This window comes from Pseudidiomarina insulisalsae (genome assembly GCF_003987065.1).
Taxonomy (GTDB): domain Bacteria; phylum Pseudomonadota; class Gammaproteobacteria; order Enterobacterales; family Alteromonadaceae; genus Pseudidiomarina; species Pseudidiomarina insulisalsae.
Map to the genome: position 1 here is coordinate 121,667 of NZ_PIPY01000003.1, position 24,170 is coordinate 145,836.

At 52.6% G+C, this 24,170-nt stretch carries 25 protein-coding genes and 1 pseudogene; 14 read left to right on the plus strand and 12 right to left on the minus strand.

Annotation, left to right across the window (positions count from 1 at the left end):
* Both CWI71_RS03530 and CWI71_RS03535 read left to right on the plus strand, forming a co-directional pair.
* The gene (locus CWI71_RS03530) at positions 1–915 is read left to right on the plus strand and encodes a Dyp-type peroxidase (RefSeq protein WP_126753882.1); all 915 of its coding nucleotides are present in this window, start codon (positions 1–3) and stop codon (positions 913–915) included.
* An 85-nt stretch (positions 916–1,000) separates the two neighbouring features.
* A pseudogene (locus CWI71_RS03535) lies at positions 1,001–2,031 on the plus strand (IS110 family RNA-guided transposase).
* 370 nt (positions 2,032–2,401) lie between these two features.
* On the opposite strand, the gene argR reads toward CWI71_RS03535, so the two are convergent.
* The gene (gene argR, locus CWI71_RS03540) at positions 2,402–2,869 is read right to left on the minus strand and encodes a transcriptional regulator ArgR (RefSeq protein ID WP_126753883.1); all 468 of its coding nucleotides are present in this window, start codon (positions 2,867–2,869) and stop codon (positions 2,402–2,404) included.
* 173 nt (positions 2,870–3,042) lie between these two features.
* Between argR and mdh the strand changes: the two genes are divergently transcribed.
* The 11 genes from mdh to CWI71_RS03595 all read left to right on the plus strand — a co-directional run bounded on the left by mdh (position 3,043) and on the right by CWI71_RS03595 (position 12,266).
* Positions 3,043–3,975, plus strand: a complete 933-nt coding sequence (gene mdh / locus CWI71_RS03545; RefSeq protein WP_126753884.1) for a malate dehydrogenase — start codon at positions 3,043–3,045, stop codon at positions 3,973–3,975.
* 100 nt (positions 3,976–4,075) lie between these two features.
* Positions 4,076–4,657, plus strand: coding sequence for a rhombosortase (rrtA, locus tag CWI71_RS03550; protein WP_126753885.1), 582 nt, complete (start codon positions 4,076–4,078; stop codon positions 4,655–4,657).
* A 9-nt stretch (positions 4,658–4,666) separates the two neighbouring features.
* The gene (ispB, locus tag CWI71_RS03555; protein ID WP_126753886.1) at positions 4,667–5,638 is read left to right on the plus strand and encodes an octaprenyl diphosphate synthase; all 972 of its coding nucleotides are present in this window, start codon (positions 4,667–4,669) and stop codon (positions 5,636–5,638) included.
* A 180-nt stretch (positions 5,639–5,818) separates the two neighbouring features.
* The gene (gene rplU / locus CWI71_RS03560; protein ID WP_126753887.1) at positions 5,819–6,130 is read left to right on the plus strand and encodes a 50S ribosomal protein L21; all 312 of its coding nucleotides are present in this window, start codon (positions 5,819–5,821) and stop codon (positions 6,128–6,130) included.
* Between the two features lie 17 nt (positions 6,131–6,147).
* Complete coding sequence (rpmA, locus tag CWI71_RS03565) at positions 6,148–6,405, plus strand: 50S ribosomal protein L27 (RefSeq protein WP_126753888.1); 258 nt, start codon at positions 6,148–6,150, stop codon at positions 6,403–6,405.
* Positions 6,406–6,484: 79 nt separating this feature from the next.
* Positions 6,485–7,651 (plus strand): Obg family GTPase CgtA, encoded by a 1,167-nt coding sequence (cgtA, locus tag CWI71_RS03570; protein WP_126753889.1) that lies wholly within the window; start codon positions 6,485–6,487, stop codon positions 7,649–7,651.
* A 120-nt stretch (positions 7,652–7,771) separates the two neighbouring features.
* A complete protein-coding gene (gene folA / locus CWI71_RS03575) occupies positions 7,772–8,290 on the plus strand; it encodes a type 3 dihydrofolate reductase (RefSeq protein ID WP_126753890.1) in 519 nt (172 codons plus the stop codon).
* 169 nt (positions 8,291–8,459) lie between these two features.
* Positions 8,460–8,810, plus strand: coding sequence for a DUF3718 domain-containing protein (locus tag CWI71_RS03580; RefSeq protein ID WP_198678716.1), 351 nt, complete (start codon positions 8,460–8,462; stop codon positions 8,808–8,810).
* 102 nt (positions 8,811–8,912) lie between these two features.
* Complete coding sequence (locus CWI71_RS03585; protein ID WP_126753892.1) at positions 8,913–10,376, plus strand: alpha/beta hydrolase; 1,464 nt, start codon at positions 8,913–8,915, stop codon at positions 10,374–10,376.
* Positions 10,377–10,386: 10 nt separating this feature from the next.
* Positions 10,387–11,121, plus strand: a complete 735-nt coding sequence (locus CWI71_RS03590) for an ABC transporter ATP-binding protein (protein WP_126753893.1) — start codon at positions 10,387–10,389, stop codon at positions 11,119–11,121.
* Positions 11,118–12,266 carry an ABC transporter permease gene (locus CWI71_RS03595; RefSeq protein ID WP_126753894.1) on the plus strand — a complete coding sequence of 383 codons (1,149 nt, stop codon included), beginning with the start codon at positions 11,118–11,120 and terminating at the stop codon, positions 12,264–12,266. Before CWI71_RS03590 ends, CWI71_RS03595 begins: the two co-directional genes overlap by 4 nt.
* 9 nt (positions 12,267–12,275) lie before the next feature.
* Here the strand turns inward: CWI71_RS03595 and CWI71_RS03600 are convergent, their stop codons facing one another.
* The 5 genes from CWI71_RS03600 to folE2 form a co-directional block, all read right to left on the minus strand.
* Complete coding sequence (locus CWI71_RS03600; RefSeq protein WP_126753895.1) at positions 12,276–13,607, minus strand: NAD(P)/FAD-dependent oxidoreductase; 1,332 nt, start codon at positions 13,605–13,607, stop codon at positions 12,276–12,278.
* 16 nt (positions 13,608–13,623) lie between these two features.
* Complete coding sequence (locus CWI71_RS03605; protein ID WP_126753896.1) at positions 13,624–14,205, minus strand: GNAT family N-acetyltransferase; 582 nt, start codon at positions 14,203–14,205, stop codon at positions 13,624–13,626.
* Positions 14,206–14,216: 11 nt separating this feature from the next.
* The gene (gene ahcY, locus CWI71_RS03610; RefSeq protein ID WP_126753897.1) at positions 14,217–15,581 is read right to left on the minus strand and encodes an adenosylhomocysteinase; all 1,365 of its coding nucleotides are present in this window, start codon (positions 15,579–15,581) and stop codon (positions 14,217–14,219) included.
* 120 nt (positions 15,582–15,701) lie between these two features.
* On the minus strand, positions 15,702–16,715 hold the full coding sequence (locus CWI71_RS03615; protein WP_126753898.1) for an adenosine kinase: 1,014 nt from the start codon (positions 16,713–16,715) through the stop codon (positions 15,702–15,704).
* 77 nt (positions 16,716–16,792) lie between these two features.
* Positions 16,793–17,731, minus strand: a complete 939-nt coding sequence (folE2, locus tag CWI71_RS03620; protein ID WP_241967609.1) for a GTP cyclohydrolase FolE2 — start codon at positions 17,729–17,731, stop codon at positions 16,793–16,795.
* A 171-nt stretch (positions 17,732–17,902) separates the two neighbouring features.
* Between folE2 and CWI71_RS03625 the strand changes: the two genes are divergently transcribed.
* Positions 17,903–18,244: an Hpt domain-containing protein gene (locus CWI71_RS03625; protein ID WP_126753899.1), complete on the plus strand. Its 342-nt coding sequence runs from the start codon at positions 17,903–17,905 to the stop codon at positions 18,242–18,244.
* Here CWI71_RS03625 and CWI71_RS03630 read toward each other — a convergent pair.
* The 6 genes from CWI71_RS03630 to CWI71_RS03655 form a co-directional block, all read right to left on the minus strand.
* The gene (locus tag CWI71_RS03630) at positions 18,221–18,976 is read right to left on the minus strand and encodes a response regulator (RefSeq protein ID WP_126753900.1); all 756 of its coding nucleotides are present in this window, start codon (positions 18,974–18,976) and stop codon (positions 18,221–18,223) included. The genes CWI71_RS03625 and CWI71_RS03630 overlap by 24 nt on opposite strands.
* Positions 18,977–19,091: 115 nt before the next feature.
* Positions 19,092–20,702 carry a sensor histidine kinase gene (locus CWI71_RS03635; protein ID WP_126753901.1) on the minus strand — a complete coding sequence of 537 codons (1,611 nt, stop codon included), beginning with the start codon at positions 20,700–20,702 and terminating at the stop codon, positions 19,092–19,094.
* The gene (locus CWI71_RS03640; protein WP_126753902.1) at positions 20,699–21,760 is read right to left on the minus strand and encodes a class I SAM-dependent methyltransferase; all 1,062 of its coding nucleotides are present in this window, start codon (positions 21,758–21,760) and stop codon (positions 20,699–20,701) included. The genes CWI71_RS03635 and CWI71_RS03640 overlap by 4 nt, the downstream gene beginning before the upstream one ends.
* Positions 21,761–22,786: a succinylglutamate desuccinylase/aspartoacylase family protein gene (locus CWI71_RS03645; RefSeq protein WP_198678717.1), complete on the minus strand. Its 1,026-nt coding sequence runs from the start codon at positions 22,784–22,786 to the stop codon at positions 21,761–21,763.
* Positions 22,787–22,789: 3 nt separating this feature from the next.
* On the minus strand, positions 22,790–23,695 hold the full coding sequence (rimK, locus tag CWI71_RS03650; protein ID WP_126753903.1) for a 30S ribosomal protein S6--L-glutamate ligase: 906 nt from the start codon (positions 23,693–23,695) through the stop codon (positions 22,790–22,792).
* Entirely contained in the window at positions 23,692–24,144 is a 453-nt protein-coding gene (locus CWI71_RS03655) for an ATP-dependent zinc protease family protein (RefSeq protein ID WP_126753904.1), read from the minus strand. The genes rimK and CWI71_RS03655 overlap by 4 nt, the downstream gene beginning before the upstream one ends.
* Positions 24,145–24,170: the final 26 nt, after the last annotated feature.

Genomic DNA, 24,170 nt, shown 5'->3' on the forward strand with positions numbered 1-24,170 from the left:
ATGGCACAAGCGCAAAAAGGCATTTATGCCGAACCTAACCTGCATGGCTTGACCTTGTTACTCAACGTAATGACCGACGATGTCGACAACATGCGTCGTAAGCTTGCGCGTATCCCGACCCTTTTAGAAGAGCTTGATGAGAGATTTTCCGAAGCTTTACTTAGCGGCTATATTGCCATCGGCAGCGATTACTGGGACATCATTTATCCTGACGAGCGCCCACCGCAACTGGGTCACTTTCCGGACTTACGCGATGCCGATCGCCAGGCGCCGCGCGAGCCGGTTGATTTATTGCTGACCGTGCGCTCCGACCGCTTTGACGTCAACTATCACAGTGCCCGCGCTATTTTAGAGTGGTTTGGCCATGACGTTGAATTGACCGATCAGATTCCAACGTTTCGCTTCATGGACGGACGCGATCTGACCGGGTTTATTGATGCGCCAGAGAACCCCCGTGGCATTCGCAGACGCCAACTTGCGCTGATTCAGGCCGACGACGACCCGGTATTCGCAGGTGGCAGCTATCTGTTCGTGCAAAAGTTTCGTCACGACTTGCGACGTTGGGAGCAACTAACTCAGGAAATGCAGGAGTTTGTGATTGGCCGGAAGAAGCTGACCGGCGAGCGCATCAGTGAAGCGGTGCTGCAAATGGTCACGCATACGCAAAAAGCGCGGATGCAGGACGATCAGGAGCAACCCATTCAGATGTTACGGCAGAATATGCCATGGGGCGATATGCGTGAGCAAGGCTTACTGGCGATGTACTTCAGCGCCCAGCCCCGCGACGTGGTGCATTGGCTGAAACGTCGTTATTATGCCGACGAGCAGGGCGACTACGACCCCTTACTGGACTATACCGAAGCAGTCAGCAACGCCGCGTATTTTGTGCCTTCCGTAGAGTTCCTGGCGAAGTAGCCCGATGTGATGGTCTCCTCCAACAATACGGCATCGCAATGTGCCAAAATAATACGTGATTATTTACATGTTGGAGGAGACACAGATGACTATTGTAACCCGAATCGGACTGGATTTGGCAAAAGAAGTTTTTCAGGTGCATGCAGTTGATGCGCAGGATGAAAAAATTACCAACAAGCAGATCAAGCGTAAAGATTTGCTGCAGTGGTTTGCCAGGTTAGAGCGCAGTGACGATTGTCTGGTCGCGATGGAAGCCTGTGGGAGCAGTCATCACTGGCGTCGCGAGTTGGAGAAGTTAGGGTATCGTACGATGGCGATACCACCGGCGTACGTAAAACCCTATGTGCGCACCAACAAGAACGACGCGAATGATGCGCGAGCGATTTGCGAAGCAGCCAGTCGGCCAGGCATGCCGACAGTACGGCTGAAAACGGTGGCTGAGCAAGACGCGATGATGCTGATAAAGCAACGTGATGGGTTAGTACGGGAGCGCACGCGGCAAGTCAATCGCATTCGCGACAACTCAGTGAGTACGGTATTTTCATCGGCCAGGGCATTCGTACATTGCGCCGTAAGTTGCCGGAGATTTTAGAAGACGCTGAGAACGGTTTGGAAGCACTTGGCCGTTCATTGGTGCAGCTCTCGTACGATTATATTGTCGGCATTGATGCTCAGATTGAACTGTACGAGAACAAGATAAAAGCGCTTGCGCAAAGTAGCTCTCAGGCACAACGTTTACAGACTGCGCCGGGCATTGGTCCGATAACAGCGATGACGCTGATAGCGCAGCTGGGCGACATGAGGCAGTTTGCCCATGCCAGAAGTGCTTCGGAGTATTTAGGCGTGGTGCCAAGGCAGTTTAGTAGCGGTGGCAAAACGGTACTTGGCGGTATCAGTAAACGTGGTAATAGCCAGTTAAGAAGCTTACTCATTCATGGTGCACGCTCGGTGATACGTGTCGCCAAAGGCAAGGACGACAAGTTCAGTCGCTGGGCAGTGAGTGTCGCCGAAAGACGTGGCAACAATGTGGCTGCGGTGGCGGTTGCCAATAAGCTGTTACGCATTGCCTGGGCCATGCAAACTAAAGAGCAGGATTATCGAGCGATGGCTGCGTAAGTCGTCGCAGAGATTTAACAAGGTAAACCCTGAAAGAAAAACGTAGGTACTACAACAACGATTGTGAATTAAAACTGATGGTAAACGAGTCATCCTGCATGGCGTGAGACCGATGAACTGCAGTCATTTTATGACGTTAGCCCGATAGGCCACACCATGCGCGGATTACATCAAGGCCCCACAATGAGCTAAAAATGAATACATTGTGAATTGAGGCCGAATATACGAACGCAACTTCGCTTACTACCGGTTTTAACTTGCAAAGTTGGAGGAGACCATATACGTAGTTCTACTACGGGGGAAGCCATCCACCACCGCGAAAGGTTATCGTTTACCCCGCAGTAGAACTGCGGGCTACCACCTACAACCGCTACCCAACGTTCTCAAACAGCTCGCGAACTTTCTCCAAAGTAAAATCGATGTCGGACACTTTCACCGGCGCAATAAAAATCGTGTCATCACCGGCAATGGTTCCTAGCACGCCTTCCTTCTTACCGACCGAGTCAAGCAGTCGGGCAATCAGTTGCGCAGCACCCGGGGAGGTGCGAATAATGACCATCACGTCGTTGTGTTGAATGTCAAAAACCAGTTGCGACAAAGGCGCGCGGGTAGAGGGGATGCCAAGCTCTGGTGGCAGGCAATACACCATCTCCTGACGCGCGTTGCGCGTGCGCACCGCACCATATTTACTTAGCAACCGTGATACTTTCGACTGACTGATATTGTCAAAACCACGCTCTTTCATCGCATCGACAATTTCGCCTTGAGAGCCATAGCGCTCCTCTTTCAGCAGCGCTTTAAAAGTATCAATCATTGCATCGGATTTAGAATTTGCCATGGGTGCACGCTACCTTATTGTCATAGTTTCTGAACGCTCCGCCAAAAGATAAAAGCCAGTCTATCGTAAAACCGTCAAAACGCCTAGCAAGCCCCTGTCAGGTTGTAATTTAGACGGTTTTGCAGTAGGCTTTCGGCACTAAAAATTTCCCTAACAACTGGATGGAGTCTGAGATGAAAGTTGCAGTTTTAGGTGCAGCTGGCGGTATCGGCCAAGCACTATCATTACTTTTGAAAACCCAATTACCTGCTGGTTCTGAGTTAGCGCTGTATGACGTGGCGCCGGTCGTACCAGGTGTTGCTGTTGATCTCAGCCATATTCCGACTGCCGTGAATGTGAAAGGCTACGGCAAAGAAGATCTGGCTCCTGCGCTGGTCGGTGCTGATATCGTTCTGATCCCTGCTGGCGTACCACGTAAGCCAGGCATGGATCGCTCAGACCTGTTCAACATTAACGCTGGCATCATTGCTAACCTGATTGAAGCGATTGCGGATAACTGTCCGAAAGCCTGCATTGGCGTAATCACCAACCCGGTGAACACCACGGTTGCTATCGCTAAGCGCGTACTCGAGAAAAAAGGCGTCTATGACAAGAACAAACTGTTCGGTGTCACCACCCTTGACGTCATCCGCGCAGAAACCTTCGTTGCTGAAATTCACGGTAAAAACCCTGCCGAAGTGAATGTTCCGGTGATTGGCGGCCACAGCGGCACGACCATTCTGCCATTGTTGTCACAAACTGGTCTGAGCTTCACTGACGAGCAAATCGAGCAACTGACGCATCGCATTCAAAACGCGGGCACTGAAGTGGTTGAAGCAAAAGCCGGCGGCGGCTCTGCAACCCTTTCCATGGGTCAGGCAGCAGCACGTTTCTGCTTGTCATTAGTAAAAGCGCTGGAAGGCGACAATAGCGTCGTTGAGTGCACTTACGTTGAAACCGATGGTAAAGACGCATTGTTCTTCGCTCACCCGGTTCGTCTTGGCAAGAATGGCGTGGAAGAAATTCTGTCTTACGGCGAATTAAGCGACTTCGAAGAAAACGCTAAGAAGTCCATGCTGGATGGCCTGAAAAAAGACATCCAGACCGGTCTGGACTTTGTGAAGTAAGTCACACTCCGACCAGTATCGTAACGCCGGGTCAGCTGTCACAGCGCCCGGCGTTTTGCTATCAGGGTCAATTATCAACGGGCGAAAGGTTCCCACAGTCATGCAACTGCTAGGTCTTGATATTCCTGTCAGCCGCCGGGCCCTGTTGCCAACGGCAAGCGTCATGTTGTTATTAACGCTCATCATGCTGCTTCCTGAGGCGATACGCGACGAATTAAAGCTCGATCGGCAGAGCGCACTACGGGGCGAGCAGTTGTGGCAGCTTATCACCGGGCAACTCGTGCATCATAGCTGGCCGCACCTTGGCCTGAATTTGCTGGGCCTGTTGGTTTGCTGGGCACTGTTTATTGATCATCAACAGGGCTGGCGCCGCTGGCTTGGCGTGCCTCTGATTATGCTAAGTAGTAGCGCGGCACAACTTTACTTCGACCCGCAGGTGCGTTTTTACGCCGGTTTTTCAGGCACGCTGTACGGCATTTTTGCCTATTGCGCACTGGCCGACGTACTGCATAAACGCTGGCTGGGAGCGCTGGTACTACTTGGGCTGGCAGGCAAGGTGATTTATGACCTGCTGTACCTTCCTGACTTCAGCGGGCTGGCATTTGCCGCGCACACCGGCGGCGTTGTTGCTGGACTTATACTGGCGTTTCTTTGTAAAATCTTAACCTTAAACCACGGCTAGCGAAGCGGAATGAAGTTATCTGAAATTAATGCGTTAATGGCGACCGATATGGCCGGTGTCAACCAGCTGATCGGGCAAGAACTCAAGTCAGATGTAGCACTTATTAACCAGCTCGGCTTGTACATCGTGAATGGCGGCGGCAAACGCTTACGACCGTTACTGGCCGTCACCGCGGCCCGCGCCGTCGGCTATCAGGCGCAGGGACACCTGACCCTAGCGACCATCATCGAGTTTATTCACACCGCAACGTTGCTGCATGACGATGTGGTCGATGCCTCAGAATTACGCCGTGGCCAGGAAACCGCTAACGCCGTATTTGGCAATGAAGCCAGCGTACTGGTCGGTGACTTTCTCTACACCCGCGCGTTCCAACTGATGGTGACGCTGGACTCAATGAAAGTCATGAAGATACTCGCCGACGCCACCAACATCATTTCCGAGGGGGAAGTGTTGCAGTTAATGAATTGCAACGACCCGGACACCACCGAAGAGAGCTATTTTGGCGTTATTTACGGCAAAACCGGCAAGCTGTTTGAAGCGGCAACGCAACTCGGCGCCGTTCTAGCAGAGCAATCAGAAGCGATTGAGCACGCGCTGGCCGCTTACGGGCGCCATCTCGGCACCGCATTCCAGCTGGTTGATGACCTGCTTGATTACACCGCCGACAGCGACGTCATGGGTAAACAAGCCGGCGACGACCTGGCCGAAGGCAAGCCCACACTGCCACTGCTGTACGCCATGTGGCATGGCAACGAAGAAGAAGCGGCACTCATTCGCAGCGCCATCGAACAAGGCGACGGCCGCGGTCAGCTGCAGACCATTCTCAGCGCCATGCGCCGCACCGGCGCGCTGGATTACACCCGCGATCGGGCGCTGGAAGAGGCACGGTTAGCACAGCAGCAGTTGGAGCAGCTGCCGGCATCAGAGTATCGCGATGCGTTGCACGCGCTAGCCGACATCGCCGTCGACCGCCTGTCGTAAAAAACAAAAGCGTTAATGGATATTAGATATTGGATATTGGAACTGAAAAAGCGTTATTTCGGGCGCCCAATAACCAGTATCCAATATCCATTAACGCTCTTGCTTTTAGAACGAGAGGCGCTTATAATTCGCGCCCTGATTTAAATCTAACGCGCCCGGACGGGCAAATCGGAGAAAATTATGTACGCAGTATTCCAAAGTGGCGGTAAGCAACACCGTGTAACTGAAGGCCAAATCGTCCGCCTGGAAAAGCTGGAAGCAGCCACTGGTGATGTGGTTGAGTTCGACCAAGTATTAATGCTGTCGAACGGTGACGACGTGAAAATCGGCGCGCCTTTTGTTTCTGGTGGATCTATCAAAGCGGAAGTGGTCAACCATGGCCGTGCTGACAAAGTGAACATTATCAAGTTCCGTCGTCGTAAGCACCACATGAAACATCAAGGTCATCGTCAGTGGTTCACTGAAGTGAAAATCACTGGTATTAACGGTTAATTAAGGAGTAACGACACATGGCACACAAAAAAGCTGGTGGTTCAACCAAAAACGGTCGTGACTCAGAAAGTAAACGTCTGGGTGTAAAGCGCTTCGGTGGTGAGTCAGTTTTGGCTGGTAGCATCATCGTTCGTCAACGTGGTACTAAGTTCCACGCTGGTGACAACGTAGGTATCGGTCGTGACCACACTTTGTTCGCACTTGCGGACGGCAAAGTTTCTTTTGCGGAGAAAGGTCCAAAGAACCGCAAATTCGTTAGCATCGTTACTGAATAAGTTTTAGTAAGCTAACGCAAGACAAAGAAACCCCGTCCTTTGTGACGGGGTTTTTTAATATCAGCAGGCAGGTTTTAAGATGAAGTTTGTAGATGAAGCAGAAATTCGCGTAGAAGCGGGCGACGGCGGTAATGGTGTCGTCAGTTTCCGACGTGAAAAATACATCCCAAAAGGTGGCCCCGATGGTGGTGATGGTGGCGACGGTGGTGACGTTTATCTGGAAGCAGACGAAAACCTGAACACGCTGATCGATTATCGCTTTGAACATATCCACCGCGCACAACGCGGACAAAATGGTATGGGTAAAAACTGTACCGGAAAACGCGGTGAAGACATTGTGTTAAAAGTTCCGGTCGGTACCCGTGCTACTGACCAGGAAACCGGCGAAGTGCTGGGCGATTTAACCCGCCATGGCGCACGCCGTATGGTCGCCAAAGGTGGCTTTCACGGCTTAGGTAACGCGCGCTTCAAAAGCAGCACCAACCGTGCACCACGGCAAAAAACCAACGGTACGCCGGGCGAAATTCGCACGCTGAAATTAGAGCTGATGCTGCTGGCTGACGTTGGCCTGTTAGGTATGCCAAACGCTGGTAAGTCGACCTTTATCCGCTCGGTCTCTGCGGCCAAGCCCAAAGTTGCCGATTATCCGTTCACCACTCTGGTACCTAACCTGGGTGTTGTGCGTCCGGTACCACACGCCAGCTTCGTGATTGCCGATATTCCCGGACTGATTGAGGGCGCCGCTGAAGGTGCAGGCCTGGGTATTCAGTTCCTGAAACACCTTGAGCGTTGTGGCCTGTTGCTGCACCTGGTCGATTTGGCCCCGTACGATGGAACCGATCCTGCAACCCAGGCGGTGACCATTGTTAACGAGCTGGAAAAATACAGCCCGAAATTGGCAGACAAGCCACGCTGGTTGGTGGTTAACAAGGTTGACTTGTTAACTGAAGAAGAAGTTGAAGAACGTTTGGCCGAGCTGACTGAGGCGCTGGACTGGGACGGTCCGGTCTATAAAATCTCAGCGCTTAGCAAGCAGGGCACCGAGCTGCTCTGTAAAGAAATTATGACCTATCTGGAGAATTTGCCGAAGCCGTCGGCAGAAGAGCAGGAAGCAGAAGCGCAGACTACCACTGAATTTAAGTGGGACAGTTATCATCAGGAACAGCTTGACGAGTACGGCGATGATGACGATGATGATGACTTTGACGACGACGATTACGACGTCGAAGTAATCTATCAGAAATAACAAAAGCGTTATTGGATATTAGATATTGGTTATTAGATACTGGTTATTGGATATTAGATAATGGTTGTTAAAGACACCAAATAACTAGTATCCATTATCCAGTAACGCTCTGAGGTTTTTATGCGAATTGCGCTTATTGCAGCTATGGCTGAGGATCGCGTCATCGGCAAAGATGGCGCTATGCCCTGGCACCTGCCAGCAGAACTTCAACACTTCAAACGTATTACCCTCGGCAAGCCCGTGGTGATGGGACGTGCGACCTATGAGTCAATTGGTCGCCCGTTGCCCGGCCGGCGAAATATCATTCTCAGTCGCAAGTATCAGCAACCTTACACCGACGATCAGGGCGTAATTTGGGTCAGTAGTCCCGCACAGGCGGTGGCGGCGGCCGGTGAATGTGAAGAGCTGATGATCATAGGCGGCGGACACGTGTATAACGAATTTTTAAGACACGCTCAGCGCCTTTATTTAACTGAAATTGATTTGAAAGTTGCTGGCGATACCTGGTTCCCTGACTTTGAAGCCCTTGGTGACTGGCAGCTTCACGAGCAGATCGAGCATCCAGCAGATGCCAAAAACCCTCACTCGTTCAAAACTCTGGTTTACGATCGTATACAACCTGACCGCCCAAGTGTTTAGCAGCGTGTAAACGATTGGTAAATGAAAGTAGACAGGTTAACATTTTATTCCGTTGTCAGGGCTCTGACAGCGGGGTAGGATTGCAAACCTGAAGGGGAACTGAAGGTCGTATTTGATGTTGAGAGTAGTATCTTATTGCCTGAGCGCGGTGCTAGGGGCCACTATGCTAATGTCGCCTACGCAGACCGCTCACGCGCAATATCGGTTCGAGACAGAAGAAATCGCATTAGTTTTCTGCGCCTATGCACGGGACAATGAAACTCAGCGCTTACAGTACAAATTGCGCGAGCTTCGCATTCGCATGCGCGATGTCTATTCAAGTATTCGCTGCAATGGCGCCTCCCTTATTCAGTTCGCTATGAAAAGTAACTCCCAGGATATCGGCAGCTTCATTGCGCGTAGTGTGACCCTCGAGGGATTGCGCACTATGGATGACTATCGCTGGGCACGCGAAAATGGTTACCTTGATACAGAAATCGGCGAAACGCTGAAGTTTCGCTTTGAAAATGACCTGAATTAAGCCTTTTTCTTCTCTCGCCACATTTATTTACAGTTTCCGGTCTTTTTAATCGACCTGTGAAGGTTTAGACTGAGTGCATTGGTTACAAATGGATAACAATGCATGAAAACTCTCATCGCTCCTTTGGTCCTGTTCTCGGGCTTAATCACTCTGAATGTGCAAGCGCAAGAGGCGCCGACGCATTCGACCAAAGCGCTGCAACAACAGCAATGTTATTTGAAAGATATCTCAGAGCAACTGCGCTGTGGCACCTTAACGGTGCCGGAAAACTATGCTGAGCCCGAGGGACGAAGCATCGACATCCATTTCGCCGTGTTACCGGCGATTAGCGAAAATAAAAAACCGGATCCGCTGGTGATTCTGGCCGGCGGCCCTGGCCAGGCGGCGACTGAATTAGCTGCTATGATCAACCGCATTTTCCAGACCGTACGGCAACAGCGTGACATTTTGTTGATTGACCAGCGTGGTACCGGTAAGTCAGCGCCGTTGAGCTGCGAGGTCAATCATGTTGAAGAGCTGGTTAAAGCCGACGATGACCTTGATCTTGCGGCGATGGCACGCGATTGTCTGCAGCAGTATGACGAAAGGGACCTGACGCAATATCACACGGTGAATGCGATTCGCGACTTCGAAGCAGTGCGTGAAGCACTTGGCTATGAGCAAGTGAATTTATATGGCGGCTCCTATGGATCACGCGCCGGACTAGTTTACATGCGCGAAGCGCCTGATTCGGTGCGGGCGGCGGTACTTGACGCGGTAGCGCCGGTACAGGTCGTGGTCGGACCCTTCGGTCGCCATGGCGCTGAGTCATTCAATAAGCTGCTTGATAATTGTGCGGCCACAGAAGCTTGCAGCAGCACCTTCCCTGAGCTCGATGACACCTATCAGCAGTTAATGCTAACACTGGAAACGAACCCGGTGCCATTGACCGTGCGTGATCCGCTGACCAACGCACCCGTTGATATCCTCATCACTGCCGGACGCTTCAGTTCGGTGATGCGGGTCGGCTTGTACCATCCGACAACCCGACAGATGTTGCCCTACGTGATTGACCGCACAGCCGCTGGAGATTACGTGCCGCTGACAGGACTGTTGGGGAGTACCATGGCGCAGTCGGAGCTCTACATGGGGCTGACCTTAAGTGTGCTGTGTAGTGAAGACCTGGCGCGCGCCAGTGACGACTTACTGGCCGCCGATGGCGATAATGCGTTTATTGGTAGTCGCACCGCCGACGCCTTTATTGAAATGTGTTCCGTATGGCCAAAGGCCGAGCGTCCTGACAGCTGGTTTGAGCCGGTACACAGCGCCGTGCCAACCTTACTGTTGTCCGGCGAGCTTGATCCGGTCACGCCACCGAGCTGGGGCGAGATGGCAGCACAGACGCTGAGCCAGAGCCGCCATATGATGGCGCCAAAAGGCGCACATACCATTGTCGGTCATACCTGCGCGAATCACCTTGCGGCGGACTTTATAAAAGACCTTGATTTAGCCGCGCTGGATGCCGAATGCTTGGAAAATCAGCGGCAAAAACCTTTTATTCTCAATAGTAACGGCAAAGGATTATAAGAGAGCTAGCATGATCGAAGTAAAATCATTACAAAAATCCTTCGGTAAAGTGACGGCTCTAGATGGTTTAACATTTAGTGCTCCGGAAGGACAAATTACCGGACTACTCGGCCCGAACGGCGCCGGCAAAACGACCTGCCTACGTACTATCTACGGGCTGCTGAAAGCAGACTCAGGTGAGGCGCTGATTGACGGCGTCGATGCCAATAAAGACCCGCTGACGGTGCGTACCAAAATAGGTATTTTCCCCGACAAGTTTGGTCTTTACGAACGCCTGACCGCGCGCGAGCAAATTACTTATTTTGCCACCTTACATGGTCTGGAAGGCAAAGCTGCCGCGCAGGCCGTTGCTGAGGTCATTGATCGGCTGGATATGAACGCCATCGCCGATCGCCGCGCGACGGGCTTTTCGCAGGGGCAGCGCATGAAAGTTGCATTAGCCCAGGCAATCGTCCATCGCCCGCAGCATCTGATTCTTGACGAGCCAAGTCGTGGTCTTGATGTCATGAGTACCCGAATTCTGCGTGATCTTTTGCGCGAACTGCGGAATCAGGGCACCAGCATTCTCTTTTCCAGTCATGTGATGCAGGAAGTCGCAGCCTTATGCGACCAGGTGGTGGTCATAGCTGCCGGTAAAGTTGCTGCCCAGGGGACGCCTGACGAGTTGTGTCAGCAAACCGGAGAGACGGCATTAGAAGAAGCCTTTGTGAAGATCATTGGTACGGATGAGGGTATTGCGGCATGAAGTCACCGATAAAAATTGTCTGGCGTAAGGAAATGAAAGACGCCCTGCGTGATAAGCGCTCGGTGATGGCCGCAATGTCGTACGCGTTTTTTGGCCCCTTATTGATGGCTGTCGCTTTTTATGTACTGATCAGCCAGCTCACCGACACCAGCGACGTCAAAATTGACATTGAGGGCGGGGAGTATGCGCCGGCCTTTGTCCAGCATCTGCAAAGCCGTGGCGTGGTTCAGCGTGATGAGCCCTGGCCCGCCGGGCGGCAGCCGATAACCCTGGAAATTGCCGGTGACTGGGATGAGAATATCGCCACCGCGCAGCCAGCGAAGGTGACACTGACCGCCGATTTTTCCTCACAAAAGCAGCGTACCGATATTCGTCGCGTTGAGTCCGCCGTCGAAGCCTATAGCACGCAGCTGACCTATATCCGCTTGCAGATGCGTGGCATTGACCCGCGCATCACCCAAGGGATTGATCTGGTGAAGCATGACACCGCGACCAAGGGCTCCAAAGCCGCGATTCTGATGGGCAGTGTGCTTATTTTTATCCTGTTATCGGTATTTTTCTCAGGTATGAACGTAGCCATTGACATTAGTGCCGGTGAGCGCGAGCGTAACTCACTGGAGCTGTTGCTGTCGCAACCACTGACCACCAGTCAGCTGGTCTGGGGCAAGTCGCTGGCCGCTTCTGCGTTTGCCATGTTTGGCGGCATGTTAAGCGCTATCCTTATTCCTATTATCTTTAAGCTTTTGCCGTTGCATGAAATCGGTATGAGCATTTCGCTGGGCTGGCCTATGGTGCTTCTCATCATCCTGTTGTTGGTGCCCTTAGCGTTGCTTGCCACTGCCTTGCAGTTATTTGTTTCATTCCGGGCGAAAAGCTTTAAAGAGGCACAGACGTATATTTCGCTATTACTCATGGCGCCAATGTTAGTGGTATTTGGCGTCGAGTTTGCCAGGGTGAAAAATCAGCTGCTTTACTACCTGCCGCTGACCGGTCAGCACCAGGCACTGCTCGATATTATCAAAGGTGAGCCTTTGCAATGGATGGCGATGCTCGTCAGTGCCATCGCGACCTTCCTGGTGGCGGTGCTACTGCTGAAGCTTATCAGCCGTATGTTGAGCAGCGAAAAAGTGGTGTTTGGTCTGTAACCAAACGACTTAAAAGGTGCGCCAGCGGGCTAATTGGTAAAACGCCCACTGGCCTACACGCCGCAAATGCGGTAACGGAAATCGCGGCAACGGCCCCTGATAAAACGGTAGTGCTGGCAGCTGTTCTCCCATTGCCAGCTCGGCTAGCCGTTGGCCGGCCAATTGCGTGAAGGTCACGCCTGCACCGCAATAGCCCATCGCGGTATAAATACCGTCATCAGGACTGTAAATGCGCGGATAATTATCCAGCGCCACACTTATCCAACCGCTCCAGTAATATTCCACCGGCTCACTGCTCAGTTGCCGTAGTGCCGGGAAGGTTCCCTGCAATGCCGCCAATAAATGTTTGGCGTAACGCGGATGCTGCGCGTCCTTACCGCGGATGGCGCCCCGTCCACCAAATAACAGGCGGCCGTCCGGCAACAGGCGGTAATAATATTTTAAAGTGCGCGTATCCATCACTAATTCGGTACTGTGCAGGCCGGTCGCGGCTTTCTCATCAGCAGTCAGCGGGCGGGTCACAATCACACTGGAGAGCACCGGTAAGCTGCGGCCATGAATACCTGGATGCAGGTGGTTCGGCGTGTAGCCGTTACTGGCAATCACGACCTTAGGTGCACAGATGCGCCCCTTCGCCGTATGTAAGCGATGCTGCTGCGCCACCTTGTCCCAGCGTTGTACCGGGGCGTCTTCCACCAACGTAACGCCAGCCTGCTGAGCTTGTCTGGCGAGACTGGCCGCGAGTAGCACGGGATTTATGCCGAAGCTTTGCGGATAGTGTATGGCAGCATGCGCTTGCGGGCTGTGGACACGCTTCTGAATGGCATCGGCATCGAGCCAGCGCGTACCAGGTTCGTAGCGTTTTAGAATGGCGTAGCTGGCTTTCAGCGCGTCAATCGCTTGTGGCCGGTGGGCAATTTTCAGATAGCCGCCGCGTTGCGCCTGTAGGCGTTGCGGGCAAGCCTGCAAATGCCGTTCAAGGCGCTCGAAGGCATGATCGTATTCGGCCTTAATAGCACGGGTGCCGTCGACACCCAGCCGTTTTTCCCAGTCACCATAGCCCAGCCGGCCCGTACCTGGCATGGCAAAGCCAGCATTGCGGGTAGAGCATCCCCAGCCTATCTGATTGGCGTCAATGACCACAACCTGCTGCTGAAAGCGTTGCGCCAGTTCCAGCGCGGCATTCAGGCCGGTGTAACCGGCACCAATAACAACAATGTCAGCATGTTCGGGTAAGTACTTTTGTGTGGCAGGTAAGTCGACACTAGTGGTCGCTTGCCAATAACTTCGGACGTGCGGTTGCGCAGGGCCGGGGTAGTTATTAACAAGCGGATCGTACATAGGTGTCAGGAATAGGTCAGGAATCGAATTTTAAAATCATTTCGCCAGCAGTACAGTGACAGATACCATCACAGATAGGGCAGTGATAGCCGCCTTGCACTGAAAGTTCATACCAGCGGTCAGCATGTTCAGCAACCATTTCGCCGCCGCAACGGGTAAAGTAAGAGTATGCACTATTATTCGGACTTTGCATCCAAATATGCGCAAGCCCCGCTTTACAGCCCAGCGACTGGGCTGCGGCGATAGAGCGCTCTAACAACCCACGGCCAATACCCAGACCACGGCTGATTTCCGAGACCGCCGCGCACTTAAAGTAGCACATCTGCTCAGGAGTAACGGGCCACTTGGCTGGCGTGCAATACGCGTCAATTTCCCAGTTGCCGGGTGCAAACGTCAGACGAATCCCTGCCAGCTCGTCATCAACAAAGGCGAGCCAGTTCAGATTGACGCCGTTTTTTAAGCCGCGCGCGACATAGTCCGCCAGGTTTGCTTCGGTCAGGTAGTTGTCACCGTGAACCCGGTTGCCTAATTCAATAACGGCCGCGTGATCGGCGGCCGTTAGTTCGCGGTAGGTAACTACCGGTTGTTTCTGCGTCATAATGACACCAATTAATAACGATATAAGTCAGTCTTGAACGGACCTTCAACGTTAACATGGATGTAGTCAGCTTGTTCTTCGGTAAGCTTGGTAATCACGCCACCAAAGCCCTGCACCATGTAACGGGCAACTTCTTCATCGAGCTGCTTAGGCAGTACTTCAACACGCAGTTTCGCAGTTTTCTCAGCGGCTGGCAACTCAGCAAACTTCTGCTCAAACAAGTGCAGCTGTGCCATCACCTGGTTGGCGAACGAGCCATCCATAATGCGGCTTGGGTGACCGGTGGCGTTACCTAAGTTCACCAAACGACCTTCTGAGAGCAAGATCAGGTAATCGTTAGCATCGTCGCTACGATAAATTTGATGAACCTGTGGCTTCACTTCTTCCCAGCGCCAGTTTTTACGCATGTAAGCAGTGTCGATTTCATTATCGAAGTGACCGATATTACAAACCACGGCAGTTTTCTTCAGCGCCGCCAGCATATGACGGTCACAAACATTGACGTTACCTGTGGTGGTCACGATAAGGTCAATCGTTTGCAGTAAGTCTTTGTTGATGCCCTCAGCCGTGCCGGTATTGACGCCGTCAATGTACGGTGACACCACCTCAAAGCCGTCCATGCATGCCTGCATGGCACAGATAGGATCAATCTCGGCGATACGCACGATCATGCCTTCCTGGCGCAAACTGGCAGCAGAGCCTTTACCCACGTCGCCATAACCCACTACCAGCGCTTTCTTACCCGACAGCAGGTGATCAGTCGCTCGCTTAATCGCATCGTTCAATGAGTGGCGGCAGCCGTATTTGTTATCGTTTTTCGATTTGGTTACGGCGTCGTTGACGTTAATTGCCGGTACTTTTAGTACGCCGTTTTGTTGCATTTTCAGCAGGCGGTGTACACCTGTGGTGGTTTCTTCGGTAATACCATGCACCTTGTCCAGCATTTGTGGGTACTTGTCATGAATCAGCAGGGTCAAATCACCGCCATCATCAAGAATCATGTTCGCGTCCCACAGCTCGCCGTCTTTATGACACGTTTGCTCCAGACACCACTCGTACTCTTCTTCGGTTTCCCCCTTCCAGGCAAACACCGGAACGCCAGCGGCCGCCATCGCTGCTGCGGCGTGGTCCTGAGTCGAGAAAATATTACATGATGACCAGCGCACTTCGGCACCGAGTTCGATCAGTGTTTCAATCAACACCGCAGTCTGAATGGTCATATGAATACAACCAATAATACGCGCGCCTTTCAGTGGTTTTTGCTCGGCGTATTTGCGGCGGATGGTCATCAGCGCCGGCATTTCGGATTCGGCGATAGAGATTTCTTTGCGGCCCCAATCGGCCAAACTGATATCTGCAACTTTATAATCTGACATAATAAAACCTCACTGCGTTGTTGGTTACTGGTTACTTGATATTGGTTGCTGGTTACCAGCTAATAACTAATATCCAATATCCAATATCCAATATCCAATATCCAATAACGCTCTTGTCGTTTAACTAAATTCGGGTGCGTGTTGTAGCTTTATTAGCAACTGCTGCTGTTGATCCAGACTCAAGCGTGGACCAAAACTTGCAACCACCTCGGCCGACGCATGACTGGCAAGCAAGCCACAGGCTGCCAGTGAATAATTGCGGATCAGACCGAACATCATAGCGCCTGCGAACATGTCACCGGCACCATTAGTATCAATGGCTTTCACCGGAATACCCGGGACCGCCACCTGACGGGTTCCGTCGCCCAGCAAGGCGCCGTCCTTACCCAGCGTAATGGCGACTAATCCGGCATGGCGCTGCAACTGTTGCAGTGCCGCTTGTACGTCATCGGTGCCGGTAAGGATCGCCGCTTCTTCCTGATTACAGAACATGACGTCAACGCCGCCCGACAGAATTTCATCAATGCCGTCACGGAAGTATTTCACCATTGCCGGATCACTGCAGGTCATGGCTATTTTAGTGCCATTGGCGCGTGCCACTTCTTTGGCGCGGGCAATCGCCTCGCGCGCCACCGGTGAGGTCACCAGGTAGCCCTCAATATACAGGTACTCAGCCCGAGCGATCGCTTCTTCGTCAAGTTCAGCGGTACTTAAGTCAGCGGTAATACCCAGATAAGTGCGCATGGTGCGCTCGGCATCAGGGGTCACCATGACCAGACAACGTCCGGTTTTGCCCTCATGCTTCTGATTGCCAGTATTGGTGGTAATACCTATCTGCTCTAAGTCTTCGCAGTAAAATTTACCGGCCTGATCATCTGCGACCTTGCAACAGTAAAACGCTTTGCCGCCAAACTGACTGAAACCGACCAGGGAGTTGGCTGCTGAACCACCTCCGGACTGTTTCTTTAATTCACCGCGTCTGGACAGTTCCTTAATCAGGCGTTCTTGCTCGACATCTTCGATTAAGGTCATCATGCCTTTTTCGATTTTGTGCTGCTGTAAAAACTGGTCAGTTACTTCAAACTCTTGGTCGACCAGCGCATTGCCGATGCCGACGATATCAATTGAATCCATGTGATACTCGGGATAAGTTCATAAACAAAAAAATCCGGCTGCTTAGTATACAGCAGCCGGATTTCGAGATCGATAAATTAGGACTGGAAGCCGCCCGGGACTCCCTTGGTGGTAATACTCACGGCATCGTGCGCGTGCAACGACTCGTAGTGGTTTACCCGTACCCAGAAATCAGAGAATTCTGAATGTTGGTTTAAAGCGTGCTGCAGACGGCGTGCAGCATCTTCGCAGAACATCAGGTTCTGACCATTCAGACGCGCAAATTCCTGCTCGTCTTCGCGTTTCACCGCGGCTTGCACCGGCGTTTGCAGCGCGTTCTCAATGGCATCGACCAGCGCGATGATCGGCAATTCCGAAATCTCTTCGCCCATTACCACTTTTACTTCAGCGATGGAACGCTGGCTGTGCGGCGTAGCCACGATACCTTGCGTGGTACCTAACCAACGATGCACCATTTCGGCGTCGACTTCCGCGTCAGTACCGAACTGCTCAGCAAAGGCGTCCTGAATGAGCTGACGCGCCAGCGCTGCCGAGCATGGGCAGGTTGAAGAGTAGGGCACTTCAACGCCCAGTTGCAGATACAGCTTGCCATGGTCGTAACGACCGATAACGGTAACTGGGTAGGCTTTCCAACCCGGCTTTTTACTGATCAGAGCCTTGCGGCGCAGGTGATAATCGAAGCTAAACTTCACATAAGCTTGATCAGAGAGCCCTTCATGACTATCAATAAAGTCATGGAGAAGTTTACTGAGCGACTGATGCGAGAGTACGTTGTTGTTCGATAAATCTTCAAGCAACAGGTAGAGTCGGGACATGTGAATGCCTTTCGCTTTTGGATCTTTAAGATTCACAAAAGCGTCAACCAGCGCACTGACCGGGCGCTCCGGTTCGTTGGCGGCACCAACCACCAAAGGCATCTCAATGTTACTCATGCCCACCCAATCCAAGGCACCCTCAGTTTGTGCTTTGGTTTGATTGGCGATATCTGGCATCATTGTCGGTGTAGCTGTTGGCATTCGAATACGGCTCCAAACATTGCAAAAGAGTACAAAAGTACAGATGTTCCTTAAAAAAGGGGCGATAGTATACAAGATTTAACCTGATTACGGTAGTTTGCCATATCGGGTTCAATTTTCAGGGAAAACTTTTTCGATTACGATTATCGGTTCAGCACAAGGAAAAGAGCAATGTTAGATAAAGATCTCCTCGAGCAGTATGCAGATCTGATGGGTGATGACGGCGTACAGGACATGTATGCGACCTTTGCTGATAACATCGGTGGTTATCTTAATCATCTGCAGTGGCTCGTCAAAGCGCGTAACGAAGCTGAATTTCGCAACCAGGCGCATCGGGTGAAAGGCGCGTGTCGGTCAATGGGGCTGACAGAGCTCGCGACCACCATGGAATATTTTGAGCGCGGCCAGTGGCAGTGGGAAGAGGTGGAGAAAGAGCTGGCGCAGTGGGAAAGTGATTTGCCCCTGCACCAGCATCAGATTGAAGCCTGGTTAAACGCCCGGCGAATTGAGTGAAGGTTGCTCGAGGTGGCGAATGTTCACCTCGCCGACAAACCGATAGCCCTCACCATGAATGGTGGTGATCAGGTTCGGTGAGCTCTTATCCGCTTCGAAGTGACGGCGGATGCGACGAATGGCCACATCAACGGTGCGGTCGTTCGGACGCAGTTCACGGTCAAGCATTTTCTTCACCAGCGTTTCGCGGTCAAGAATCTTACCCGGATTGGTCAAAAACAGTTCCATTGCGCGGTATTCGCTTTTTGGTAAACGGAACATTTTGCCTTCCGGCGAAAACAGGCAACGGCTGTCACTTTCCAGGCGCCAGTTATTGAATTCATAAACCACGCTGTCATGACCGACGGCTTTTTGCTGACTCTTAATCGCTTCAATACGGCGATAAAGGTTACGCACGCGCATCAGTAATTCTTTGGGGTTATACGGCTTGATAATATAGTCATCAGCGCCAAGCTCTAAAGCCAGTAAGCGGTCTTCCTCCGCATCCCTGCCAGTTAAGAAGATCAAGCCGACATTTTCGTTCTCACGAAAATTCTCCGCCAGCTCAATACCACTCTTACCCGGAAGGTTGACATCCATGATCACCAGGTCGACTTGCTGGCGCGCCATGATGCGTTGCATTTGCATGCCATCTGCTGCATCGTAGACGTCATAGCCTTCCTGCTGGAACAGGCGCGTCAGAGTGTTACGGGTGACGACTTCGTCTTCTACGATTAGTAATCTAGCGCTCATATTGGTTGATCCGTTCGTCGTTAACATATGTTGAAATCTGGTGTACGCGAGAAGTGTAGCACGAGATTCTAATAAGTGCGTAAAAATCCTGCAAGCTTTCTTGCAAGTTTTTCGCTTACGCTTTGATGATCATGGTGAATTCGGTGTAGCGGCCCGGCCGTGACTGCACTTCAATGCTACCTTCAAGTGCACGCGTGACCAGATTATAGACCAAATGCAAACCAAGACCAGTGGAGCCCTGACGGCGCCGGCTGGTGACAAAGGGGTCGAAAATACGCCGGCCGAGATCTTCAGGTATTCCACGCCCGTCGTCACGGTACTGCAATTTCACGTGGCTACCGTCAAGACGCTCCGCCAGCAGGGTAATATGCCCGCCCTGGCGCTCGGCAAAGCCATGCAACGCCGAGTTTTCCAGCAACTGCCGCAGCACATGATGCAACGGCCCGACCCGGGTGGTGACCTGCAGATTTGCCGGGCACTCGAACCTGACGTCAATGTCGTGTAATTGTGGTACGCGCTCGCGGGTGCTGTGTAGCACCGACTCACAAAACTCCAGCAGATAGACCTGCTTTGCTTCTTCGGCAAACTGATCCATGGCCAGTTGCCGGAACTGGTTAATGAGATCGGCCGTGCGCTCAATATTGCGCTGAATCATGCCCAGGTTGTCGTCACTGGCCTCCATAAAACGCTCGAAATCATTCCGGGTAATGGTGTTCTCGGCAAACTTCTTCTGCATCAGCTCCAGCTTGTCCTGCAAAATCGAGGTCGAGGTGATTACCAGCCCCACTGGGGTATTGATCTCGTGCGCCACGCCGGCAATTAAATCGCCCAACGATTGCATTTTCTCGTTCTCAATGAGCTGACGCTGAAACTGGTGAAGTTTCTCCAGGGTTTCCATCAGCTCTTCATTGGACTCGCGTAGCGCGTTGGTGCGTTGCTTCACCTGACGCTCCAGCTCAATGTTCAAATCCTGGGCCTGGCGCTCGGTTTGCTGCTGGCGCTCCAGGTGCTGCTCAATGCGCCCCAACAGCGTATTAAACGAAATACTCAGCTGTTGCAGCTCAAGCAGGTGGGACTCCGGCAGACGTACGGAATAATCGCGGTTACGACTAATGCGCTGGATAATCGCCACGGCCTGATCAAGCGGGCGTAACAAGGTGAGTCGCGCGCGCAAACTAATCAGCCAGGCTAGCAGCGCCACCACCAAAATGGTCAGACTGCCGGTGACAAAGGTCATCCAGGTGGCCTCATTCGAGGTCTCACGACTTAAACGTACATAGACCGAGCCCAGATTCTCATTTTCGATTTCAACCGGCAGTGCCGCCTCAATATAGTTATTGGTGCTGCGCACACCGAAATTCTGGGTGGCGCCGTCAATGCGTACCGGTATCGGCGCGGTGCCTTCGCGGTTGTAGCTGGCGAAGTAACGTAATTGCTGGTCGCCGGCCAGATTCGGTTGCTGATAAATATGAATGTGCTGAATGACCTCACTGCTGCGAAAATAACGCAGGTAACTGGTGAGCCCCTCGGCGTCACCAAACAGCAAGTAGCGACTGCTGGTATCGGCAATGACATTGGCGATATCCAGGGCGCGCTGTTCACTGGCTTCGTTCACCTGTTGCAGGTGGGTCATGCTCATAATGAACACGGCAAAGACTGACAGCAACACACTGGTGCTGATGACGAGCCAGGTAATACTTTGCCTGATCGAGCCGGTGCGAATCATCTGCGGCCTCGCCTGGCGGTGGGCGAGGCGACCTGACTCACCGCGCGGTAGACCGCAAATTTGTTGTCCTGCGCGACGCGTTGACAGTGATCGAAGCTGGCCTCAATCAGCTCGGGCCAGGGCAAAAACCGGTTGGCGACCAGCCAGAGCTCGCCCTTGGGGGTAAGGTGCTGCCGGGCATTACGCAGAAACTGCTGGCCAATAGTGTAATCAGTCGCCTGGCCGGTATGAAATGGCGGGTGACTGACAATCACATCAAACTGCGGCAAACCGGGCTCAAGCTTATCGGCGGCGATCAGTTCGCCGCGCAGACCGTTGAGCTCCAGGGTCTTCGCGCAGGCTTTCAATGCCATAGCGCTGACATCAAGATAGGTGACTTCCAGCGCCTCTTGCTGGCGTTGCAACCAGGCGCCCAAGACGCCATGGCCACAGGCAAAATCAAGTAATTTACCGGCCTTGAACTGCGGCAGATGCTGCAGCAGCATTTCACTGCCAGCGTCAATGCCGGGATAGGCGAAAACTCCCGGGTAACTGGCCAGTTTTAACGGCGTCAAAGGCGGCTGCGCAAGCGTTTCGCAGACCCGATACGATTCGGGGTCAAAGCCCGGGGTAGGGGTGCTCAGCCGGGTTAGCAGCAGGGTCGAGTGATTGCCATTGGCCACTTTCTGAACTGCGCCATAAGGGGCGCTGATCTGTTTGTGAATGCTTTTAATGCCGCTACGGTTCTCACCCAGCAGCCAGACCGGCGCATCTGCGGGCAGGCAACTTGCCAGCGCCGCCAGCAAATAGTCCGTCAGCTTCTTCTCTTTAGGTAACCAGACAATGGCACCAGCAAAGGCACCCGACGGTGGCTCGGCGCCAAAATGATGCAAGCTACTGTCGTCGTGTTGCCATAGTTTGCTGAAGCCGGCATGCAGATGCCAGCAGCCCGTAACCGGCACTGACGTTCGCCAGGCGCGATCAGGCGAGTTGACCGCGAGCAGCGCCTGAGCGTCAATCGCTGCCGCTTGCCGTACCAGTAGCTGAGAGGGTGGGCTAAGTTGTTTTAGTTCAGACATTTAAATCGGCTTGCCGTCATAAGCTTCGCTAAAGACATCGACACTTGATGAGGCTTCTTCAAATACCTCCTCATCAAACTGCGCGATATTGAACAGGGCCTCCCCTTCGTTGGCCACCGGAATGTTGCTGATACCGATAACAATACCGTTGTAAGGGCTATGGATCGGATGCAGATCGTCGCCGTGAGGGTTGACCGTCTGCGCAATCACCTGGCCCTTCTGGATCGTCTGGCCAAGCTGCACCTGCGGTATCACCAGGCCGTCATCTTCGTTACGGATCCAGGCACTGCGATGCGCAACCACCGGCGTGACTTTCTTGCGGGTACGACGGCCTTTGAGCATTTTCAGCCCTTTCATCACGTTCTGCACACCGATGACGCCGGCTTTAATGGCAGCGTAATCGAAGCGTAAGGCTTCTCCTGCCTCATATAAAATCAGCGGAATACCCAACTCAGACGCCAGTGAGCGCAGCGAACCATCGCGCTCTTTGGAGTGCAGAATGACCGGTGTGTTAAAGTCATAGGCCATATCCAGCGCTTCGTCGTTGTCGGTGTCGACCCGGATCTGCGGCAAATTGCTGCGATGAATAGCGCCGGTATGCAAATCGACAATATGGGTGGCATTTTGCACCAGTGACTCGTTAAACAAAAATGCCAGGCGACTGCCTAGCGCACCACGCTCGGAGCCGGGAAAACAGCGATTCAGATCGCGTCGGTCAGGTAAATAACGCGACTGCTGAATAAATCCAAAAAAGTTCACCACCGGCACCACAATCAAAGTGCCGCTCAGTTCATTCGGGTCAGTCTGACTAATCAGGCGCCGGCAAATCTCAATGCCATTCAGTTCGTCACCGTGAATGGCGGCACAGACCAGCAACACCGGACCCGGTTTCGGGCCATGAAAAACCTCCGCATGCAGATCCATCGGAGTATCGTTATATAAGCGCGCCGCCGGAATTTTGATACTGTGGCGCGAGCCCGGGGCAATCTTCTGTCCCGCGAGCTTAAATGCGACCGGCTTTTTCACGAATTAACCTTTCCCTTTTGTCCGTGTGCGATGAAACTTCGCATTCTTTTCGATAAATGAAATAATTTGGCTGGCCACGTCTTTTTCAGTCGCCGCCTCAATACCTTCAAGGCCCGGCGACGAGTTCACCTCCATAATCAGTGGGCCGTGGTTAGAGCGCAGAATATCAACACCGGCGACATTCAGTCCCATGGTTTTCGCTGCCTTAACGGCCGTGGCGCGCTCGGCCGGGGTTAATTTCACCAGGCTGGCTGAACCACCCCGATGCAGGTTAGAGCGGAACTCGCCTTCTTTGGCCTGACGCTTCATCGCGGCAATCACTTTGTCACCGATAACCAGGCAGCGAATATCGGCACCGCCGGCTTCTTTAATGTACTCCTGCACCATGATGTGCGATTCCAGCCCCATGAAGGCCTCAATCACGCTCTCGGCGGCCTGCCGGGTTTCTGCCAGTACCACACCAATACCCTGGGTCCCTTCAAGTAACTTTATGACCAGTGGCGCGCCACCGACCATTTCAATCAAATCGGGAATGTCTTGCGGCTGGCTGGCAAACCCGGTGGTCGGCAGGCCTATGCCTTTACGGCTCAAAAGCTGCAGCGAGCGCAATTTATCGCGGCTACGTGAAATCGCCACCGACTCATTCAGAGGATAGGTACCAATCATCTCAAACTGGCGTAGCACCGCAGTCCCGAAGAAGGTAACGGATGCACCGATGCGCGGAATGATGGCATCGTAGTGCGGCAGGATCTTACCCTTCATATGAATGGAAGATTCGCGCGCATTTATGTTCATGTAGCAGCGCAACGGATCAATTACGTCAACCTCATGACCACGGTCTTTCGCCGCTTCGATTAAGCGACGCGTGGAATAGAGCTTCGCATTACGCGAAAGAATCGCGATTCTCATGAGCGGACTCCTTTGGGCTCTGATGAATTGCTAGCATCGCCAAGTAGGAAAGACGCATCGGGATCGACGAGAAATTCACCCCGCATGGCCTGACGACCTAATAGCATGCGAAACTTCATGCTGTCGCGATTGGTGAGGGTAAGCTCAATAGTTTGGCTAAACGCCCCTAAAACCAACTTGCTTTGGATGACGTAACGCAGCTCGGTATGCCCGCCTGAGTCAGTGACTTCCCGCTTGTCGTGAATTTTTGCCTCACAGACATGTTCACGATCAGAGTTTTGCTCAGGGTGCACCCAGATACGTAACCAGTCTTCACCGTTTTTTTCAAAAGGCTCGAGTTTAAAGGCGTGCAGGCACGACGTTCGTGCCCCGGTATCGACTTTCATTTTGATGGCATCAATGCCAAGTTCGGGGAGAGCTCCCCATTCGCGCCAACCCAATGTTTGCATGCGCTTAGTTGCTCCAACTGGAAATT

What these genes read in the sequence shown, in the direction of transcription:
- CWI71_RS03595 (WP_126753894.1), top strand. Translation starts at nt 11,118, where the DNA reads ATGAAGTCACCGATAAAAATTGTCTGGCGTAAGGAAATGAAAGACGCC.
- CWI71_RS03615 (WP_126753898.1), bottom strand. Translation starts at nt 16,715, where the DNA reads ATGGATTCAATTGATATCGTCGGCATCGGCAATGCGCTGGTCGACCAA.
- rrtA (WP_126753885.1), top strand. Translation starts at nt 4,076, where the DNA reads ATGCAACTGCTAGGTCTTGATATTCCTGTCAGCCGCCGGGCCCTGTTG.
- CWI71_RS03635 (WP_126753901.1), bottom strand. Translation starts at nt 20,702, where the DNA reads ATGATTCGCACCGGCTCGATCAGGCAAAGTATTACCTGGCTCGTCATC.
- rplU (WP_126753887.1), top strand. Translation starts at nt 5,819, where the DNA reads ATGTACGCAGTATTCCAAAGTGGCGGTAAGCAACACCGTGTAACTGAA.
- rpmA (WP_126753888.1), top strand. Translation starts at nt 6,148, where the DNA reads ATGGCACACAAAAAAGCTGGTGGTTCAACCAAAAACGGTCGTGACTCA.
- folA (WP_126753890.1), top strand. Translation starts at nt 7,772, where the DNA reads ATGCGAATTGCGCTTATTGCAGCTATGGCTGAGGATCGCGTCATCGGC.
- mdh (WP_126753884.1), top strand. Translation starts at nt 3,043, where the DNA reads ATGAAAGTTGCAGTTTTAGGTGCAGCTGGCGGTATCGGCCAAGCACTA.
- cgtA (WP_126753889.1), top strand. Translation starts at nt 6,485, where the DNA reads ATGAAGTTTGTAGATGAAGCAGAAATTCGCGTAGAAGCGGGCGACGGC.
- CWI71_RS03625 (WP_126753899.1), top strand. Translation starts at nt 17,903, where the DNA reads ATGTTAGATAAAGATCTCCTCGAGCAGTATGCAGATCTGATGGGTGAT.
- CWI71_RS03655 (WP_126753904.1), bottom strand. Translation starts at nt 24,144, where the DNA reads ATGCAAACATTGGGTTGGCGCGAATGGGGAGCTCTCCCCGAACTTGGC.
- CWI71_RS03630 (WP_126753900.1), bottom strand. Translation starts at nt 18,976, where the DNA reads ATGAGCGCTAGATTACTAATCGTAGAAGACGAAGTCGTCACCCGTAAC.
- CWI71_RS03530 (WP_126753882.1), top strand. Translation starts at nt 1, where the DNA reads ATGGCACAAGCGCAAAAAGGCATTTATGCCGAACCTAACCTGCATGGC.
- argR (WP_126753883.1), bottom strand. Translation starts at nt 2,869, where the DNA reads ATGGCAAATTCTAAATCCGATGCAATGATTGATACTTTTAAAGCGCTG.
- CWI71_RS03585 (WP_126753892.1), top strand. Translation starts at nt 8,913, where the DNA reads ATGAAAACTCTCATCGCTCCTTTGGTCCTGTTCTCGGGCTTAATCACT.
- CWI71_RS03590 (WP_126753893.1), top strand. Translation starts at nt 10,387, where the DNA reads ATGATCGAAGTAAAATCATTACAAAAATCCTTCGGTAAAGTGACGGCT.
- folE2 (WP_241967609.1), bottom strand. Translation starts at nt 17,731, where the DNA reads ATGCCAACAGCTACACCGACAATGATGCCAGATATCGCCAATCAAACC.
- ahcY (WP_126753897.1), bottom strand. Translation starts at nt 15,581, where the DNA reads ATGTCAGATTATAAAGTTGCAGATATCAGTTTGGCCGATTGGGGCCGC.
- ispB (WP_126753886.1), top strand. Translation starts at nt 4,667, where the DNA reads ATGAAGTTATCTGAAATTAATGCGTTAATGGCGACCGATATGGCCGGT.
- CWI71_RS03580 (WP_198678716.1), top strand. Translation starts at nt 8,460, where the DNA reads ATGTCGCCTACGCAGACCGCTCACGCGCAATATCGGTTCGAGACAGAA.
- CWI71_RS03605 (WP_126753896.1), bottom strand. Translation starts at nt 14,205, where the DNA reads ATGACGCAGAAACAACCGGTAGTTACCTACCGCGAACTAACGGCCGCC.
- rimK (WP_126753903.1), bottom strand. Translation starts at nt 23,695, where the DNA reads ATGAGAATCGCGATTCTTTCGCGTAATGCGAAGCTCTATTCCACGCGT.
- CWI71_RS03600 (WP_126753895.1), bottom strand. Translation starts at nt 13,607, where the DNA reads ATGTACGATCCGCTTGTTAATAACTACCCCGGCCCTGCGCAACCGCAC.
- CWI71_RS03640 (WP_126753902.1), bottom strand. Translation starts at nt 21,760, where the DNA reads ATGTCTGAACTAAAACAACTTAGCCCACCCTCTCAGCTACTGGTACGG.